A 16,894-nucleotide genomic window follows, 5' to 3' on the forward strand; every position below is an offset into this window, starting at 1 on the left:
TTGGGGAGTCGATCTCCCCGATATTTCAGTATAATAATAACAACTTAGGAGAGACCATGTTTTTAGAACCGATCAATTTTTCCGCAATGTACCGTGAACACAAAGCCACCACTGATTTCAAAGGAAAAACGAGCAGTGACTGGGATGAAAAATCTGCCGATATGGCGGCGTCCGTCATCAACAGTCCCTATGTGGACGATTTCATCTCCCGCATGAATATCACGGGGGACGAAGTGGTTCTCGACATCGGATGCGGACCGGGAACCCTCGCGATCCCCTTGGCAAAACGGGTCAAAGAGGTGATCGCTATCGACTTCTCCGCCCAAATGCTCGAAGAGTTAAAAGCCTACGCCGCGCGCGAAGGGGTAACTAATATTAAAACATATCATATAGGTTGGGACGATGACTGGAGCAGTTTGCCGCTGGCTGATATTGTCGTTGCCTCACGCTCCATAGAGGTCTCTGATGTCGATACAGCGTTAGCGAAAATGTCTGCTCATGCACGCCGTGGATGTTATCTCACCTACAAAGTCGGGGGGAGTTTCGTCGATATGAATATCCTCGATTACATTGGTAAAAAGGTCAAAACGAAACCCGACTACTGGTACATTCCGATCATCCTCTATTCTCACGGCTACCTCCCCCGCGTCGATTACATCGAAACAGGTCGGGGAAGCGTCCGAAGCGCCAATGAAGAGGATTTCGTCGAATCGCTGATTTGGAGTGTCCATTCACTCGATGAAGAACAGCAGTTCAAAGCACGAGAGTATTACCGTGAGGTGATTATCGGACAAAACCGCCCTCCTCGTGCTGTTAACTGGGCATTTATCGGCTGGGAAACATCGATATGATCACTCTCAACGATTTTGAACTCGAAGCACTGCTGAGCGAGGATGTCCCCTACGGCGATCTAACGACCGCATCACTGGGGATCACCGACCAACGCGCCCGTATCACCTTTGCTAGCCGTGAACGTCCTCTCGTCGTTTCATGTATGGAAGAGGCAGTGCGTCTGTGCGGTCTGTACGGGTTAGAGATCGATGGGTTTGTTAAATCAGGAACCCTCATCCCGCCCAAAAGTGTCTTTCTCGAAGCACACGGTGAAGCCGGAAATATCCACCGTATCTGGAAAAGTGTCCAAAACCTCCTCGATTATGCGAGCGGTATCGCTACCTATACCCGTGAAGCCGTGTTATTAGCGCATTCGATCAACCCCGATATCGTGGTCGCCACCACCCGTAAAACGACTCCGTTTACGAAAAAAATCGCGATTAAAGCGGTCGAATCCGGCGGAGGTGTCGCACACCGTCTGGGACTCTCCGAATCAATCCTGGTGTTTGAATATCACCGTGTGTTTTTCCCATCGGATAAAGTGTTTGCGGAAGCACTAATCAAAACCAAAAAAGTAAATCCGGAGAAAAAGATCGTCATGGAAGCCGAAGACATTGCCCAAGCGCTCAAATTTGCCGCGATGGGAGCTGATATCCTCCAGCTCGAAAAACTCCCTCTGAGCAAGCTCTCCGATGCGGTACGTATCCTCCGAGCCGATTATCCCCACATCACCCTCATCGCAACCGGAGGAATCAGTGCCAAAAATATCGCCGAATACGCGGCAACAGGTGTCGATATGATCGTCACCTCATCGCCCTACAACGCACAACCTGCCGATATCAAAGTGAGAATAGAACTTTTATGAACATCATATCCGCCACTATCACCTCCGTAACCTCCTCTGAACATCTCTCCTGTTTAGGGGTTAATGTAGAAAAAGATACTTTTTATCTTCTTCTCGCCGAAATTTCGGACGAAAACCAGTTACTGAATACTCCGGTCACTCTGGCATTTAAAGAGACCGAAGTTATCCTCTCTAAAACACGCATCGCCACCACCGCAAATATTCAGCGCGCTGTTGTTCAAACCATAGAGCGCGGAAGCATCCTTTCTCAAATCACCCTCACCTACCATAAGACGACGCTTAGCGCTCTCGTCCCTACACTGACATTCGATACACTCAGTATTGATCAAGATGATGAAGTGTTTTGGATGGTGAGTCCAAGCGAAATATCCTTATTGAGAGAGACCCATGGAATCTGAATTCATCAGCACGATGGTGCTGACCTTTAAACTCGCATCCATTACTACATTGATATTGCTTTTTATCGCTATTCCCCTCGCATCATTTTTGGTTTTTTCAAAAATGCGGTTCAAAAGTATCATTGAAACAGTGGTGAGCATGCCCCTCGTACTACCGCCTTCAGTTCTGGGGTTTTATCTTCTACTGGCATTCAGCCCCGCATCCGCTATCGGGAGCTTTTTAACCGAGCACGGTATCCGCTTGGCATTCAGTTTTGAGGGGTTAGTAATCGGCTCCGTCCTTTTCAGCCTCCCGTTTATGGTTCATCCGATCCAATCCGCCTTAGCCCAAGTCCCTCCATCGATCTTTGAAGCCGCCTACACCCTCGGCAAATCAAAACTGGAGACAATGCTACGTGTTATCCTCCCCTCAATCCGTCACGGACTGATTTCGGGAATCGTCCTCGCATTCGCCCACACGGTCGGAGAGTTTGGGGTGATCCTGATGATCGGAGGAAATATCCCCGACGAAACGCGTGTTGCCTCCATCGCCATCTACGACGAAGTCGAATCGCTCAACTACGCAATGGCGCATCAATACGCTCTCACCCTCTTTATCGTGACATTCTCGATACTGCTCCTCGTCTACACCCTCAATAAAAAATCACTCGGCGGTATTCGATGATAGTAATTAATATTACCAAGCGTCTCGATACTGCTGAAGGCTCAATCAATGCCCATTTTGACCTTGCCATCAACGACGGCGAGTTCCTAACCCTCTTCGGTCCCTCAGGTGCCGGAAAAACGACATTGATGCGTATGATTGCCGGACTCGAAAAACCTGATGGCGGTACTATCGAAGTAGACGGAGAGGTGTGGTTTGACGGCAGTAAGAAAATCAATCTCCCACCCCAGAAACGGAGCATCGGGTTTGTCTTCCAAGATTACGCTCTCTTCCCGACAATGAGTGTCCGGGAAAATCTCCTCTTCGCCGCCGAAAATGCACAGCAGCGTCATAATGTCGATGAGCTGATCGAACTCGTTGAACTCTCTCAACTCTCAAACCGTCTCCCCGCGACTCTCTCAGGGGGACAGAAACAGCGTGTTGCCCTTGCCCGTGCATTGGTACGTCATCCGAAGATATTGCTCCTCGATGAGCCCCTCTCGGCGCTCGACCCTTCCATGCGCCAAAAGCTCCAAGATGAACTAAGCCTTATACATGATCGGCTCGGTGTCACAACGCTACTGGTGAGCCACGATATCGCCGAGACCGTCAAACTCTCCGATCGTCTCGCGCAGGTCGAATCAGGTCATATCAAGCGGCTCTGCTCGCCTATGGAGTTCTTTAGCCCCCAGAGCCTAAGCGGAAAACTTCAGCTAATCGGAGAGGTTCTTAAAATCGAAGAGGATACTCCGGTTTTTATCGTCACCCTGCTTGTCGGTTCTTCTATCGTCCGTACCGTTTTGAGTTCCAGTGAAGCTTCAGAGCTTACAATAGGTGGACACGCTATAATCTCGACCAAAGCGTTTAATCCGATTCTTATACCATTACCCTAAGGAAATCTCATGACCATTAAAAAAGACTGCCTCGTTACCCTCGACTATCACATCAACGATACCGAAGGAAATCTTCTCCATGAAGAGGAAGAATCACTCGTTTATCTCCACGGTAATTACGGTCACATCTTTCCAACCGTTGAAAAAGGGTTAGAAGGGAAAAGTATCGGCGAAACGTTTAAAATTGAACTCTCTGCGGATAAAGCATTCGGAAACTATGATCCTTCCCTCGTTATCACAGAAGCCCTCAGCGAATTACCGGTAGAGGTAAGTGTCGGAATGGAACTCGATGGGTATTTTGAAGAGGATTCTGACGATGTAATCATTTATACCGTCACCGAGATAGAGGGTGATCACGCGACACTCGATGGTAATCACCCGCTCGCCGGTATGGATCTCGTTTTCGAGGGAACCGTATTGGATATCCATGAAGCAACCCCAGAAGAGATCAAAGAGGTGTTGGAGTTTCATCACCATCATTGATTACAAAAACATCATAGACCTCCCAATATTAAGCTATAATGATTTTTTATCATTTCTAGCGAGGGCAGGATGAACGTCCATAATCAGACAAACGCCATTAGATCCTATCCGATTTTTTTCCTTTCTCTGATAATCACATACATTGCCCTCATCAAAATCAGTCTTTATTTCACCACAATGAGTGAGGGATTATCGATTGTCTGGTTCCCAAACGGTTTATTATTAGCGGTATTTCTCTTACGCCCTATACGCGAATGGATATGGATTGTTCTAGCAATCATTCCCGCAGAAATTATCGCAGATATACCGATGTTGACCTCGCTTCAGACATTACAATTTATACTCATAAATTTAGGCGAAACATTATTTTCGGCGTATCTTCTTCGTCGTCTTTGTCCTAATGATGATAGTTTCAATAATATTCGATTTACCCTTTTGTTTATCGTTATCGCTCTGGCAATCAACCCATCGGTAAGCGCTTTTTTTACCACACTTATCTACAATACCCAAATCGAATCTCAAACCAATTTTATAGCTTTTTGGCGTATCAGCTTTTTCGGAGATTCTCTGGGTATTTTGTTTCTTACTCCGCTCATTATTTTATGGGCAGAGTACCCGAAAAAATTTCTCTTTACTCAACATCTTTTTGAATCGATACTGACCGATACGTTAGCTATTTTACTTGCTATTGCCCTCTTTTCTATCGAATTTACCCCAAGTGTTCTACCTACGACTCCTATGATTTTTATTTTAATGACATTATGGATTGTCTATCGTAACGGTCTTCGTTCAGGTATGGACATAGGGATGATTATTAGTATGATTGCCATTTATTATACTATCCGTCATCAGGGTCCGTTTGCGATTTTTGATTCGGTACAAAACACATTGTATATACAGGAATTTATCGCAGCACTTATGACATCCACCCTCTTTTTCGGCGCTTTTCTCCGTCAAATGAATGAAACCAACGCCTTACTGCTGCAATCCAATGCCGCGTTAGAATCATTAGCCCAGAATCTCGAAAATGAAGTGCTCAACAAAACAGCCGAACTTCAAAAAGCCAATGATCTGCTTATGGAATTAGCCACTACCGACCCACTCACTCATATTTACAACCGACGCTATCTCGAAGAGAATGTTGTAAGAGAAATCGCTCAATCCATACGGCATGAATCGCCATTATCTCTGATCATCTTTGATATCGATTTTTTTAAATCCATCAATGATACATACGGTCATCAGAATGGGGATAATGTTCTAATCTATATTTCACAAAGTGTCAAAACCCGTATTCGCAAAGATGATATTTTTGCACGTATCGGAGGGGAAGAATTTGTTATTCTAATGCCCAATACCTCTGTCGAACACGCCGTCATTTTGGCAGCATCCATTAAAGAAAGTATTGCTTTATTGGTCATTCCGACGAAAAATGGATCTATATCGTGCACGGTCAGTATGGGGGTATCCGAATTCAGCACACAGTTTGACGGGTTTAGCGAATTCCTAAATGATGCAGACATGAAACTCTATCGGGCAAAAGAGAGCGGACGTAACAAAATTATCTGGGAGTGATGGCTTACTTTGACACCGTCATCATGGTATTAATGACCTTAAACGGTATCTTCTGTTTTAAAAGGGCTTGTATCTCATCATACGAATACTTTTTATAAGGGAGTTTAGCCGCTTTGATATGTGATACGATCTCTTTCTCACGCAAACGGCCGTTTCGTAATCCTTCGATAATGTCTATCACTCTCCAGCCGCTAGGACCGACATAAAGCAGTTTTTTTTCCGACTCTTCGATCATATCAATGGCTTTTGGATTTGCGTTTAAAATCTCACGTACTTCACGTGTTTTACTCTCTTTAACCTTTTGATTGAGCTCTTTTATCGCTGATTCTGACTTATCCGTATCTGTTTCATTGTTGAGAGAAGTTTTATTGGATTTTTTAGTTGCATCTTTTTTTCCAACCGATTTAGCGGACGGATTTTTTTTAGGCTCAACCTTTTTTTCTATTGTTGGTGCGGGAATCGAAGTGTTTAACTCGGGAGGGGAAATTTCAATGCCCTTGTTTATTTGATTTGTATCCATACTATTTTCCATGTTGTGCGAAGAGCATCCGGTAAAAATTATAAATACAGACATAAATACAATATATTTTGTAACGTTTAGGGACATTCAAATTACCTATTAATTATTTTTAATATAATATAATTTTTAAGCTTATGTGCTGTTGATTAAAGATCAATTCCTAATGAGCGGATAAACTGCTCAACCCTCTCGGTATAACCGCTTGGCTTGCCGAGTTCATCATTAATCTCACCATGGTTCAGCGGTTGTTCGTTCATCTCGATTCTAAGCCCCATATTAACCCCTTTTATCATAAACGGTTTGGAATTCTCACACGGTTTATCTTCACGAATACTGGAGCAGACGAGCAACATCGGAGGTGCGGAACGATCAAGTTGATAGAGCGGAGAATCTTGCATCCAAATATCCTTATCGCTCCCAAACACATCATCGTAAAAATCGTAATGCTTCCGCTGCATTGTCTGTACCAAATCCATCGTTGCCGTATCGAGAGATATTGTACCAAGCCACGGTTGGAGACCGAGCGAAACGTATTTTTGAGGATTAGCCGAGATCAACGAGACCAAATGTGCCCCCGCAGAGTGCCCCATCAAAATTACTTTTGAAGCATCACCATCCCACGAAGCTGCATGCGACTCAACAAACGCAAGAGCCGTTGCGACATCTTCAGCTTGTTGCTGTGGAGCCACTTTCGGAACTAATCGATAATTGACCGATACAAATATAGCACCTTTAGAAACCCATCGATTCATTTTGTTTTGAACGACGTTATCCGATTTCTTATCCCCCATTTTCCATGCACCGCCGTGAACCATGACGATGATAGGAGCATTTTTAGGGTTTGAGGGGAGATAGACATCGAGAGACTGTTTTTTGTCCACGCCGTAGGCTATGTCGGTGAGTTTTTTGACCTCTTGGACAGAAGATCGTTTTTGAAACATATCGCGGATGATTCCGGCTTCAAGACTCAATGATATAAATAACAAAACAACTATTTGCATACGCATGTTTTTCCTTCATGAATAAATAATTTTTTCATACTATTAAAGTTTTATAATGATATATTATTATTGATAATTAATTAATAAGGTTTCTCTTGGCTCTAGCATTTTTTGCATTATCGATCATTTTTTTTCCTTTTATTATTGCCGCACTTATTTTCGGGGTCGAATACATGTACATTCCGCCTCTACGCATCGCATTAATCGTGATGATTGCAGGAATCTATCTATGGTTCTCAACCTTTCGAAAAAAGTATAGCGATAGACACAACGGCTATTTCGAAGATATAAATCTAATGAGTGGAATGATCGAGGGGACAACCTATTATTATACACTTGGGCATAAAAAAGATGATTCGGTAGTTTCGATAAGTATATCAATTGAAAATATCTATGGATACGATTTTTCTCTCAAATTTGAAACACCGTTTGAACGTTTTTTCAAATCTTTGGGACTTAGCACCGAATGTCAAAGCGGAGATAGTCGATTTGATGAAACTATCTATATCATCTCCGATGATGAATGGCTCTGCAACGAATTAAGCAATAACAAATCTTTGAGAGAAGCTCTTTATTCCCTATTCTGGTCTCATCATGAAAAAGGGATAAAAGTACAAAAAATAGAGTGTTTTGACGGTCGGTTTCTTCTAAAAACTAAAAATACGACGGAAACCCTCAGCGATGATCAGGCAAAAGGATTATTTAAAACCATTGTCCCCTTGATGAAACAAGCCATAGAGCATCTCCCCTCCAAAGCAGCTCCACACCATCCGATCTATCGTGAATATTCAGGAAAGATCGCTTTTGTATTTCACACTCTTATCGTTGCACTCATCGTAAATGGTGGAATGATGCTCTATTTTGAACATAATAACTATCTAACCTTCCCCCAGCTGAGTGATTCTTACAGCATCCTCCCAATGGGTATTGCAGTAACAATAATCTCTCTCGTCGCCATCATCGTTATCGTCTACAAATATCTGCGTCAAAGTTCCCGTTTTTCTCCTGTGTTGTTTGAGCTGTTCACATTGGGGTCTTTGGGATTATTTCTCAGTGCATTGGTAGAGATTAAAGAGGTCAATGTCTATCTCGATTCTTCTGATGCGACTACCTTTGCTTCTTCCATCACCTCAAAAGAGATACACAGCGGACGTAAAAAATCAACCACCTATTTTCTAAATCTCTACGGATGGAATAATCAGCCCATGCAACACCGTATCCAAATCGATTCAACCCTCTATCATCAGTATAATGAAAATGATCACATTAGAGTCTATCTACATAAGGGATTTTTAGGGTATCCATGGGTTGAAAAGATTGAACAAATAACAAATTAATTAGAAGTGTCTACAATCAACTCATTCGGCAACTCGTCCACATCCCCTGCTTCGGCAGGAAACTCTCGCTTTAAAATCGCACCACATGCTTCGATAGCTTCCAGATAGCCCTGCGCTACATTTTTCGTCTCTAAATTTTGGCGAAATGTATCGATAACCACTTGCCATGTTTCAGTAGATATTTTCGCATCGATTCCGATATCGGTGATAATCTCGGCATATTTTTCATCAATAGAGACAAAAAATAAAATAGCTCGCCGTTTCGACGTCCGATACAATCCAAATTTTCTAAAACTCTGCTGTGCGACCAATGCTGCTTGACGTTGTTTTACTGCAAATGGGGCTAACGCATTTGTGACCACTGATAATTGGGTAAGGATCATCAATAAAATAAAGGATGTGATCTGCCACTGAAATATTTTTTCAATACTAAACCAATCTGTTAGCCAAAAAATCAAATGGGGGATCAATAATGCGCTCAATGCCGCAACAAAGAAGGCATATATTCTATAATTTCCGCTTTTTTGAGTAATCACTGCGACAAACTCGCACGAGCTTTGAGCTTCGGCACTCTCTATTGCCTCTTTAATCTGAGTTTTTAGTGTCTCATTTAACTGTTTCATTAACTCCCCAATCCATCTAATAAATCACCGATATCGACACTAGAACCGCCACCGCCGAAACTGCCGCCACTCCCACTAAAAATATCAAACGAATCACTGCTCATTGATCCAGACGAATTGCCAATTGTATCGATAATAGAACCAAAGTCAGAATTTTTGTTAGAGAAGTAGGTAATGATAAATACAATCAAACCCACAATTGCGCTAATTATTACTAGATGGCTTGCTATCCAAATTAACATACCGACGATTCCTCCAATAAAGAGTGAAGCCGTCAATTTAAGAATAACCATCACTTGTTTTGAAAAATAATAGGTACCTGCCCAAAAAATTAAAACTAAAAGTGGTATCAATGCAATTAAAAGAATATAGAAAAGGTGCGATTTTTCCTTGACAGGTTCTGCCTGATACTCTTTTGAAATAATTACTTTGATTTCTTCCATCGTATCTTTGATACCACCATAAACATCTTTTTGTTTAAAACGTGGAACCATTTTCGTTAAGATTAGATCATTTGCTTGAGCATCCGTAATATCACCTTCTAGCCCATACCCAACCTCAATACGGACTTTGTGATCATTCGGTGCGATGATAATCAAAAGACCGTTATTCTTATCTTTCTGCCCTATTTTCCAGTAGCGTCCGAGCTGATAGCCGTAATCAGAGATATCGTACCCTTCCAGTGATTTGAGAGTGACAACGACGACCTGAGCAGTGCTGTTATCTTCGATCGTTTTCGAGAGTTCGGATAGGGATTGTTCCTGATCTGGTGTAAGCAATTCTGCCTGATCGACAACACGACCACTCAGCTCTGGAAAGGTTGGAGCCGCCCAAGTGGCAACTCCGATAAAAAAGAGAAGAGTTACAAAAAAACGTATCATTATTTAAAACGATACAGTAGGTGCTTTTTGACTCTGCGGTTCTGCGGAAAATGTCTCTTTTACCGTCGCATCGGGATAGAGAATAGCGGCTACCCATCGACCCGGAACGGTACGCAATTCGAGATTATATTCTTTCACGGTATCGATGTAATCACGGCGTGCAACGCTGATACGGTTTTCAGTCCCCTCCAACTGTGATTGTAATGCCATAAAGTTTTTATCGGCTTTGAGCTCAGGATAACGCTCACTTACCATCATCAGCCGTGACAGCGCACTGCTAAGTTCCCCTTGCGCTTTTTCAAATGCGGCAAATGCTTTTGGATCATTCAAAACCGCCGGAGTGATGTTCATTTGTCCCACTTTGGCACGCGCTTCAGTAACACCGACTAAAACTTCTTTTTCATGTGATGCGTATCCTTTGACCGTGGCAACAAGATTAGGAACCAAATCGGCACGACGTTGATACTGGTTTTGTACCTGTGCCCATGAGGCTTTTGCCGACTCATCCAATGTTGGGACGCTGTTCATATGCCCCGCAAACATCATCACGATTGCTCCAATGATGACTGCCGCTAAAATTCCGCCGATTGCTTTCATACACACCCTTTTACTATTAATAATGATAAATTGTAACTGTTTTTTGTTTAAAAAAACTAAATTGGATTAATCTCTCCGACTATTCCCATCATCCCCCGCCCTTTCTCCGATAAAAACGGGGCAATATGGATTTTAAACATCGTCTCTTTTGTCTCCCGTATCGACTCACGACTCACTTCGCCATCCATCGAGGCAAACACTTGCCAATACGCCGTAACAAACCAATAGAGCTTGGCACGTAGAGGAATATCCTCTTTAGCTATATTTTCTAAAATCTCTTCGCTAATAAGGAATCTAATTAGCCCTGTTATCTGAATAATCCGTTTCTCTTGGTTAGCGACAAAGACCTTTTTTAACTCGCTATCGAGTGCCATCAACACCGGAGCATCTCGCATAAAAAATCGGTATTCCCAAAACAAATCCCCAAAATGCTCTTGCGATTCATCCAATACCCTCAAAGGGTTATCAGAACTAACCATTTTTTCAAAACTTTTTGATAATTCCATCCGCTGAGACATATCAGAATAAATTTCTCGGATGATTTCCTCTTTATTGCGGTAATGATAGTAAAGATTCCCCGCAGAAATTCCCGCCGCTTTGGCAATATGGTTAGTTGTGATAGAGAGTGAATCATGGGCATTAAACAGCTCTATCGCCGTGCTTTTAATCCGCTCTTTAGTCGTTATCTTTTTTGGCTTTGTCATGGGAAAATTCTACCATATTTAGAGTACATATACGAATTATATTTTACAAATTAGAGTATTTGCACTAATTTTAAGATTTAATTTAGAAAATTGAGACTACTATGCACCTATCTGATTGGGCGAGGAGCTGATATGGTACAGGGAAAACCGGGTGATGGATTGCCGCGAGGAGAATTTTTACTCATACGGCTATTGTTGATTCCGCTGGTGCGGACATTTTTTACATGGCAAATCGCTTTTTGGCTTTTTAAACGCGAAGCACGTATTATCATCTCTCTTTTGGAGGGGTTAGAAGAAGTGGAGCGGTTGCAACAAGTCGTTATCGACAAAACGTTCGCCATCGAAGATCACTCACGCCAATTTTCCCTCAACATGGTTATAGAGCACCTCTGCATCACGGGACGAAAAGTGATGGGGATTATCACCGCCCTATCCGAGGAGAGAGAATACAGTGAAATCGTCACGATAGCAGGGGTAAAACCGTTCGCCAACCGTTCCGGTACACTCGATGATTTTAAAGCCTTTATCGATGAATACCAAACCTTTTTCAATGCTTTGCCAAAATATCACTCCAAAATGACCAAACCCCATCCATGGTTCTACTCGTTCAACAACTTCGACTGGAACTCGTTTATGTACATGCACACCTTCATCCACCGACGACAAATCCAAGCGATCATTAAAGCGTTAAAGGAGCACCGATGAGCAACACATTCGGAACGATCTGCCGTGTCATAGGTTTGTTTATACTTTTACTAAGCGGATGGTTTTTAGCGGTAACGGCACTCTATTGTTTAGTTATTTTGATGATCGGAGCCACATTTGAGTGGAGTCATGTCGGAATACTATTTGGTGTGGTTGTGATCGGGAGAATGTTTTACCCTCGTAATGTTTTTAAGTGGTAGAGGTTATGCGACACTAATATCATTTCATTTTTTCAGCATCGTTTATTTCACATTTTTGTGTTTATTAGTTATAATCAAACATAAATTTGTTCTTAATATAAAGGCTTAGAATGATAGACTCGCAAGAAACTCCACCTCTTTTTTATCATAATAATTTTAATATTATCGACATCATAAAAACAGGTTTCCAGTATACAAATGGATTTAAAGCTACTGCTTGGAAAGTTATATTTATATTAGCAACAATTATGTATATTCTGTATAAATTAGCGTGGTTTATTTTTCCTGATCTCAAACCTTATTCCGAACAAGTTAAAGAAAGTTTTAATATCATCGATTTTATTGTTATACCTGTAATAGCACCTCTCATGACTGGTTTTGATATGATTATCATCAACTATTTAAGGGGTAAAAATGTATCCTATAAATCTATATTCCAATATTATCCAATCATATGGAAATTATCATTAGCTAGTTTATTTGTATATTTAATACAAGATGTTATCTCACTAATTACAAATTCAATTGGCAATTATTTGCACTTAAAGTGGTTCGTCATTATGTCTTATATATTATCTATGATAATTACAACAATATATATGTTTACCTTACCTCTTATTGCCGACAAAAGCTTAAAAATATGGGATGCAATGGAGCTATCACGTAAAGCAGTCTTTGCCCATTTTTTCAGCATCATAATTTTATATATTTTATTAGTAATTATCACAATTTTAAGTTCAATTCCACTTGGAATTGGGATGATATGGACAGTACCAATGATGTTTATTGCATTTTATGGCTTACTATATCGTATGATGTTTGATGGAGTTAGTTACGATATTGAAAAAAAATTATCACTCAATAAGCACAATTTTTAATATGCACCTATCCCCTATCCGAACCGAAGCCGATTACGAAAAAATATTAGAACGTATCGATGTGTTGATGGAACAAGAACCTGAAATCGGAAGCCGTGAAGGTGACGAGCTCGAAATCCTCGCGCTGTTGGTCGAAAAATACGAAGAGCAACACTGGCAAATTGCCACACCCGATTCTAAAGTTTCGGTATAAAGTTTTTTACCCCTCCCCTTTATCCACTCTCCCCCGCATCTTCTTGATATTCCCATGCTTCGTTTTACTATCCATCCGTCGCTTCTGTGAGTTCTTCGTCGGTTTGGTTGGTTTGCGCTTTTTCTGGACTATGGTGACGCTTTTAATCAGTTCTTTGAGCCGCTCCAATGCCGCTTCTTTATTTTCTTCCTGACTTCTCGATTCTTGAGATTTGATGTTGATAATACCGTCTTTGGTGATACGGTGATCGGTAATAGTAAGGATACGTTCTTTGTAAAAATCAGGGAGCGATGAGGCGTTAATATCGAAGCGTAGGTGGATTGCGGTGGAGACTTTGTTGACATTTTGCCCGCCCGCACCTTGGGAGCGGATAGCGGTTATCTCGATCTCAGAGTCGGGAATGCTAACGGTGTGGGAAATGTGCAGCATGTCAGATTTCTAGGAGAGAAATTATCTCCCCCGTCCGCCCGATTTTTTCGGTGAAGGTTTTTTGGTATTGCCAAAGGCACTGCCTCTGGCTGAAGAGTCGCTTTTACCGGCAGGTTCATCGCGTGCGACGCGGGGTCCCCGTTTAGTGGCAAATTTCGACTGGACGGGAGCTTTTTTACGCTTGTTTCCAAATGCCCCTTCCGTTTTACCCTTTTTCTCACCCTCTTTTGAGAGACTTTTACCCCGTGTTTTTACCAGTGCGTTATCCGCAGGCGGTTCAAATCCGGGAACCAATATCGTCTCGACATTTTTGCCGAGCATGGTGATGATTTTTGACCATGAGATATGCTCTGCTGAGGAGAGAAGCGTGATGGCGAGTCCATCATTGCCTGCACGACCTGTACGACCGATTCGGTGAAGGTAATCGGTGCTAACGTGAGGGATATCGTAGTTAATAACGACGTCTAGCCCCTCGATATCGAGACCACGTGCGGCGATATCGGTTGCGACGAGGATACGGGCAGAGCCTTCTCTAAACTCACTGAGCGCACGATCGCGTGCACCGTGTTTTTTATCGCCATGGATCACGACATTTTTGAGTCCACTTGCAGTGAGCTCCGTGCTTACCTCATCGGCTTCTGCTTTGGTACGGGTAAATACGAGCACTTGAGGATAGTTGTTGGAGCCGATTAGGAACGACAATAACTCTTTTTTGCGCTCTTTTTCGACCGGATGAACCACTTGGCGCAGTGTCATATCGGCGGCTTTGAGGTTATCGATTTCAACCAATAGCGGTTTGTTCAGGATCTTTTCACTCAACTGTTTGACTGCACCCGTCATCGTTGCTGAGAAGAGCATATTTTGGCGTTTTACGGGGAGTAAATCGATGATCTGACCTACTTCACGGATAAAGCCCATATCGAAGATCGTATCGGCTTCGTCAAATACGAGATACTCAATTCGTGATAGAGGGACATGTCCTTGTTTATTCAGCTCGATAAGACGTCCCGGAGTGGCGACAATAATATCTACCCCCTCCTCTAGCTCTTTAGCCTGACGAGCCATATTCGCCCCGCCAAATAGTGCGATACACGTAAGCTCAAGCCCCTCGGCGTAAGAGCGGATCGCCTCTGCCACTTGGGATGCAAGTTCTCGTGTCGGGACGATTACCAACGCTCTGGCACTGGCTTGTTTGGAATCGGTCGCGCTGATGAGTTTTTGGATGATCGGAAGGGCAAACGCAGCCGTTTTTCCTGTCCCTGTTTGGGCGGCACCGAGGATATCTCGACCACGCAATACGAGAGGAATCACCTGTGCTTGAATCGGAGTCGGCTCACTGTACCCTTTTGCATTAAGAGTATCTAGGAGGTGCGGGCTAAGCCCTAAAGTCGTAAATGACATGTGGTTATTACCTTTTTGGTATTTTATTAATATATATTAACATTTTATCGCTTCAAACCTCCCATTTATGGCATTTTTTTTGCTACGATACGGCAATTGATTTAATGGGAGAAGATGGGTGAGAGCACTGGCGATTTTAATAGGGTATATAACACTGACATGGGGGGCATACACCAGCGGAACAGTTTTCGATAAAGCAACTTCCAAACCGATCGCAAATGCTATCATTATCGCAAACAGCAAAGAGTATCGAACCGACAGTAACGGCTCATTTACGGTCCCTTCAACAGGGATAATCGGAGTACGTGCGATCGGATATGACCGCAAGTTTTATAAAAGCGGCGGGAAAATGTACCTCAACCCTTTCTTACCGAAAGCCCTCTATCTCTCCAGCTTCGGTGCAACAAGCGGTAAAATCATGGGAAATGCCAAGCATCTGCTCCAAACAACGGAGATCAACGCCTTTGTTATCGATATTAAAATGGATCGGGGACAGATCGCATTTAAAACGGCAAACCCGACAGCCAATAAAATCGGGGCGCAGGATCTGATCTTGTTCAAAGATATAAAAAAGTTTATCGCCGATTTGCATAAAGAAGGGGTATACGTCATTGCCCGTATCGTTTCATTCAAAGACACCCCATACGTCACGGCCTACCCGCAGTACGGAGTGCGCACCACTGACGGGTCGCTTTTCAAAGACAAAGAGGGGCTGTACTGGATCGATGCATCACGTAAAGAACCTCGCACGTATATCCTCTCCATCGCAGCAGAAGCTGCAGCCGCCGGATTTGATGAGATCCAATTCGACTATGTCCGTTTCCCTGATCGCAAAGGGGTAAAATTTTCGGTAGAAAACACCCAAGCCGAACGGGTCAAAGCAATTTCAGGCTTTTTAGAAGAGGCACGTCGAACACTGCTCCCCTACAACGTCTTTTTATCGGCTGATATTTTCGGATACGTCAGCTGGCATGATGCCGATATCGAGATCGGGCAACGGGTCGATGCCCTCGCACCGTATGTCGATTATCTCTCCCCTATGCTTTATCCATCAGGCTTTAATGCAGGTATCCCCGGATATCCGAATCCGGTAAAAGCCAATTATGAGATCGTGAAAAACTCGCTCGATAAAGCACTCGAAAAATCGGGCGGATCATCCAAATCATATCGTCCATGGCTCCAAGCGTTTCGGGATTACGCCTTTGATCGCCGTATCTATGGGGACAAAGAGATTCGTGACCAAATCAATGCGTGTGAAGCGTTCGGAAGTTGCGGCTGGATTTTATGGAATCCTCGCAATGTTTACACCGAACAAGGTCTAAAGTAAAAATGAAGTACAATAAAAAGAAAGAGGTCTTATGAATTCCGAAAAAGTGATTTCCGGTTTTTTTATCATCCTTGCCCTTACTCTGAATTTCGGGTTTGTTTACGGTGATTTTGATGTTATAGCCTATCACAGTGTGTATGAACTGGTTGCCGCTATTACGGTCAACATTATCGCCACAATCATGAAATTGGGAGACAAAACCCAGACGGGGTCAGTTCTCCTTGCCACCAGTTTTGTTGCCGATTTACAACTGATCGCTGCTGCATTATTTTGGGGAATCGTCAACATGACCGGTGTGATGAGCGTAGAGCTTTTTACCATCGTCGTCTCTTTGGCAGCCGGTGCATTGGTCGCCAATGTTATATCTGTCACCCTCTTCGTCGGTGAAACGCTCTTACTTAAACGTTGAT

22 protein-coding genes are annotated in these 16,894 nt (G+C 42.9%); 14 read left to right on the forward strand and 8 right to left on the reverse strand.

Annotation, left to right across the window (positions count from 1 at the left end):
• Nucleotides 1-56 precede the first annotated feature (56 nt).
• The 7 genes from PHI47_RS05015 (at nt 57) to PHI47_RS05045 (ending at nt 5,688) form a co-directional block, all read left to right on the forward strand.
• Nucleotides 57-851, forward strand: coding sequence for a class I SAM-dependent methyltransferase (locus PHI47_RS05015; protein ID WP_299934440.1), 795 nt, complete (start codon nt 57-59; stop codon nt 849-851).
• Nucleotides 848-1,696 (forward strand): ModD protein, encoded by an 849-nt coding sequence (modD, locus tag PHI47_RS05020; protein ID WP_299934443.1) that lies wholly within the window; start codon nt 848-850, stop codon nt 1,694-1,696. The genes PHI47_RS05015 and modD overlap by 4 nt, the downstream gene beginning before the upstream one ends.
• Nucleotides 1,693-2,094, forward strand: coding sequence for a hypothetical protein (locus PHI47_RS05025; protein WP_299934445.1), 402 nt, complete (start codon nt 1,693-1,695; stop codon nt 2,092-2,094). The genes modD and PHI47_RS05025 overlap by 4 nt, the downstream gene beginning before the upstream one ends.
• Entirely contained in the window at nt 2,084-2,758 is a 675-nt protein-coding gene (gene modB / locus PHI47_RS05030; protein ID WP_299934448.1) for a molybdate ABC transporter permease subunit, read from the forward strand. The genes PHI47_RS05025 and modB overlap by 11 nt, the downstream gene beginning before the upstream one ends.
• Nucleotides 2,755-3,630, forward strand: coding sequence for an ABC transporter ATP-binding protein (locus PHI47_RS05035; protein ID WP_299934451.1), 876 nt, complete (start codon nt 2,755-2,757; stop codon nt 3,628-3,630). Before modB ends, PHI47_RS05035 begins: the two co-directional genes overlap by 4 nt.
• A gap of 9 nt (nt 3,631-3,639) precedes the next feature.
• Entirely contained in the window at nt 3,640-4,113 is a 474-nt protein-coding gene (locus tag PHI47_RS05040) for a peptidylprolyl isomerase (protein WP_299934456.1), read from the forward strand.
• Between the two features lie 69 nt (nt 4,114-4,182).
• A complete protein-coding gene (locus PHI47_RS05045) occupies nt 4,183-5,688 on the forward strand; it encodes a diguanylate cyclase (RefSeq protein WP_299934459.1) in 1,506 nt (501 codons plus the stop codon).
• 4 nt (nt 5,689-5,692) lie between these two features.
• On the opposite strand, the gene PHI47_RS05050 is transcribed toward PHI47_RS05045, so the two are convergent.
• The gene (locus PHI47_RS05050; protein ID WP_299934461.1) at nt 5,693-6,208 is read right to left on the reverse strand and encodes a hypothetical protein; all 516 of its coding nucleotides are present in this window, start codon (nt 6,206-6,208) and stop codon (nt 5,693-5,695) included.
• Nucleotides 6,209-6,354: 146 nt separating this feature from the next.
• Nucleotides 6,355-7,209 (reverse strand): alpha/beta hydrolase, encoded by an 855-nt coding sequence (locus PHI47_RS05055; RefSeq protein WP_299934464.1) that lies wholly within the window; start codon nt 7,207-7,209, stop codon nt 6,355-6,357.
• Between the two features lie 95 nt (nt 7,210-7,304).
• Here PHI47_RS05055 and PHI47_RS05060 point away from each other — a divergent pair, with 95 nt between their 5' ends.
• Nucleotides 7,305-8,546: a hypothetical protein gene (locus PHI47_RS05060; protein WP_299934467.1), complete on the forward strand. Its 1,242-nt coding sequence runs from the start codon at nt 7,305-7,307 to the stop codon at nt 8,544-8,546.
• Here PHI47_RS05060 and PHI47_RS05065 read toward each other — a convergent pair.
• From PHI47_RS05065 to PHI47_RS05080, 4 genes are read right to left on the reverse strand one after another with little or no spacing between them, the layout of a single operon-like run.
• On the reverse strand, nt 8,543-9,169 hold the full coding sequence (locus PHI47_RS05065) for a TPM domain-containing protein (protein WP_299934470.1): 627 nt from the start codon (nt 9,167-9,169) through the stop codon (nt 8,543-8,545). The genes PHI47_RS05060 and PHI47_RS05065 overlap by 4 nt on opposite strands.
• Nucleotides 9,169-10,050, reverse strand: a complete 882-nt coding sequence (locus tag PHI47_RS05070; protein ID WP_299934473.1) for a TPM domain-containing protein — start codon at nt 10,048-10,050, stop codon at nt 9,169-9,171. Before PHI47_RS05070 ends, PHI47_RS05065 begins: the two co-directional genes overlap by 1 nt.
• A 3-nt stretch (nt 10,051-10,053) precedes the next feature.
• Nucleotides 10,054-10,647, reverse strand: a complete 594-nt coding sequence (locus PHI47_RS05075; RefSeq protein ID WP_299934476.1) for a LemA family protein — start codon at nt 10,645-10,647, stop codon at nt 10,054-10,056.
• A 56-nt stretch (nt 10,648-10,703) separates the two neighbouring features.
• Complete coding sequence (locus tag PHI47_RS05080; RefSeq protein ID WP_299934479.1) at nt 10,704-11,351, reverse strand: TetR/AcrR family transcriptional regulator; 648 nt, start codon at nt 11,349-11,351, stop codon at nt 10,704-10,706.
• A gap of 132 nt (nt 11,352-11,483) precedes the next feature.
• On the opposite strand from PHI47_RS05080, the gene PHI47_RS05085 reads away from it, so the two are divergent.
• The 4 genes from PHI47_RS05085 (at nt 11,484) to PHI47_RS05100 (ending at nt 13,327) form a co-directional block, all read left to right on the forward strand.
• A complete protein-coding gene (locus PHI47_RS05085; RefSeq protein WP_299934482.1) occupies nt 11,484-12,056 on the forward strand; it encodes a hypothetical protein in 573 nt (190 codons plus the stop codon).
• Nucleotides 12,053-12,256 carry a hypothetical protein gene (locus tag PHI47_RS05090; protein WP_299934485.1) on the forward strand — a complete coding sequence of 68 codons (204 nt, stop codon included), beginning with the start codon at nt 12,053-12,055 and terminating at the stop codon, nt 12,254-12,256. Before PHI47_RS05085 ends, PHI47_RS05090 begins: the two co-directional genes overlap by 4 nt.
• Nucleotides 12,257-12,366: 110 nt before the next feature.
• Nucleotides 12,367-13,134 (forward strand): hypothetical protein, encoded by a 768-nt coding sequence (locus tag PHI47_RS05095; RefSeq protein WP_299934487.1) that lies wholly within the window; start codon nt 12,367-12,369, stop codon nt 13,132-13,134.
• 1 nt (nt 13,135) lies between these two features.
• Nucleotides 13,136-13,327, forward strand: coding sequence for a hypothetical protein (locus PHI47_RS05100; RefSeq protein ID WP_299934490.1), 192 nt, complete (start codon nt 13,136-13,138; stop codon nt 13,325-13,327).
• Between the two features lie 6 nt (nt 13,328-13,333).
• Here the strand turns inward: PHI47_RS05100 and arfB are convergent, their stop codons facing one another.
• Entirely contained in the window at nt 13,334-13,753 is a 420-nt protein-coding gene (gene arfB, locus PHI47_RS05105; RefSeq protein ID WP_366882629.1) for an alternative ribosome rescue aminoacyl-tRNA hydrolase ArfB, read from the reverse strand.
• A gap of 24 nt (nt 13,754-13,777) precedes the next feature.
• Nucleotides 13,778-15,157 (reverse strand): DEAD/DEAH box helicase, encoded by a 1,380-nt coding sequence (locus PHI47_RS05110; protein WP_299934496.1) that lies wholly within the window; start codon nt 15,155-15,157, stop codon nt 13,778-13,780.
• A gap of 118 nt (nt 15,158-15,275) precedes the next feature.
• On the opposite strand from PHI47_RS05110, the gene PHI47_RS05115 reads away from it, so the two are divergent.
• Nucleotides 15,276-16,484, forward strand: coding sequence for a putative glycoside hydrolase (locus tag PHI47_RS05115; protein WP_299934497.1), 1,209 nt, complete (start codon nt 15,276-15,278; stop codon nt 16,482-16,484).
• Nucleotides 16,485-16,515: 31 nt separating this feature from the next.
• The gene (locus tag PHI47_RS05120) at nt 16,516-16,893 is read left to right on the forward strand and encodes a DUF6394 family protein (RefSeq protein WP_299934499.1); all 378 of its coding nucleotides are present in this window, start codon (nt 16,516-16,518) and stop codon (nt 16,891-16,893) included.
• Nucleotide 16,894: the final 1 nt, after the last annotated feature.

Source organism: Sulfuricurvum sp. (genome assembly GCF_028713855.1).
Taxonomy (GTDB): domain Bacteria; phylum Campylobacterota; class Campylobacteria; order Campylobacterales; family Sulfurimonadaceae; genus Sulfuricurvum.

Coding starts and splice junctions, on each gene's coding strand:
- PHI47_RS05015 (WP_299934440.1), top strand. CDS start 57: ATGTTTTTAGAACCGATCAATTTTTCCGCAATGTACCGTGAACACAAA.
- modD (WP_299934443.1), top strand. CDS start 848: ATGATCACTCTCAACGATTTTGAACTCGAAGCACTGCTGAGCGAGGAT.
- PHI47_RS05025 (WP_299934445.1), top strand. CDS start 1,693: ATGAACATCATATCCGCCACTATCACCTCCGTAACCTCCTCTGAACAT.
- modB (WP_299934448.1), top strand. CDS start 2,084: ATGGAATCTGAATTCATCAGCACGATGGTGCTGACCTTTAAACTCGCA.
- PHI47_RS05035 (WP_299934451.1), top strand. CDS start 2,755: ATGATAGTAATTAATATTACCAAGCGTCTCGATACTGCTGAAGGCTCA.
- PHI47_RS05040 (WP_299934456.1), top strand. CDS start 3,640: ATGACCATTAAAAAAGACTGCCTCGTTACCCTCGACTATCACATCAAC.
- PHI47_RS05045 (WP_299934459.1), top strand. CDS start 4,183: ATGAACGTCCATAATCAGACAAACGCCATTAGATCCTATCCGATTTTT.
- PHI47_RS05050 (WP_299934461.1), bottom strand. CDS start 6,208: ATGGATACAAATCAAATAAACAAGGGCATTGAAATTTCCCCTCCCGAG.
- PHI47_RS05055 (WP_299934464.1), bottom strand. CDS start 7,209: ATGCAAATAGTTGTTTTGTTATTTATATCATTGAGTCTTGAAGCCGGA.
- PHI47_RS05065 (WP_299934470.1), bottom strand. CDS start 9,169: ATGAAACAGTTAAATGAGACACTAAAAACTCAGATTAAAGAGGCAATA.
- PHI47_RS05070 (WP_299934473.1), bottom strand. CDS start 10,050: ATGATACGTTTTTTTGTAACTCTTCTCTTTTTTATCGGAGTTGCCACT.
- PHI47_RS05075 (WP_299934476.1), bottom strand. CDS start 10,647: ATGAAAGCAATCGGCGGAATTTTAGCGGCAGTCATCATTGGAGCAATC.
- PHI47_RS05080 (WP_299934479.1), bottom strand. CDS start 11,351: ATGACAAAGCCAAAAAAGATAACGACTAAAGAGCGGATTAAAAGCACG.
- PHI47_RS05085 (WP_299934482.1), top strand. CDS start 11,484: ATGGTACAGGGAAAACCGGGTGATGGATTGCCGCGAGGAGAATTTTTA.
- PHI47_RS05090 (WP_299934485.1), top strand. CDS start 12,053: ATGAGCAACACATTCGGAACGATCTGCCGTGTCATAGGTTTGTTTATA.
- PHI47_RS05095 (WP_299934487.1), top strand. CDS start 12,367: ATGATAGACTCGCAAGAAACTCCACCTCTTTTTTATCATAATAATTTT.
- PHI47_RS05100 (WP_299934490.1), top strand. CDS start 13,136: ATGCACCTATCCCCTATCCGAACCGAAGCCGATTACGAAAAAATATTA.
- PHI47_RS05110 (WP_299934496.1), bottom strand. CDS start 15,157: ATGTCATTTACGACTTTAGGGCTTAGCCCGCACCTCCTAGATACTCTT.
- PHI47_RS05120 (WP_299934499.1), top strand. CDS start 16,516: ATGAATTCCGAAAAAGTGATTTCCGGTTTTTTTATCATCCTTGCCCTT.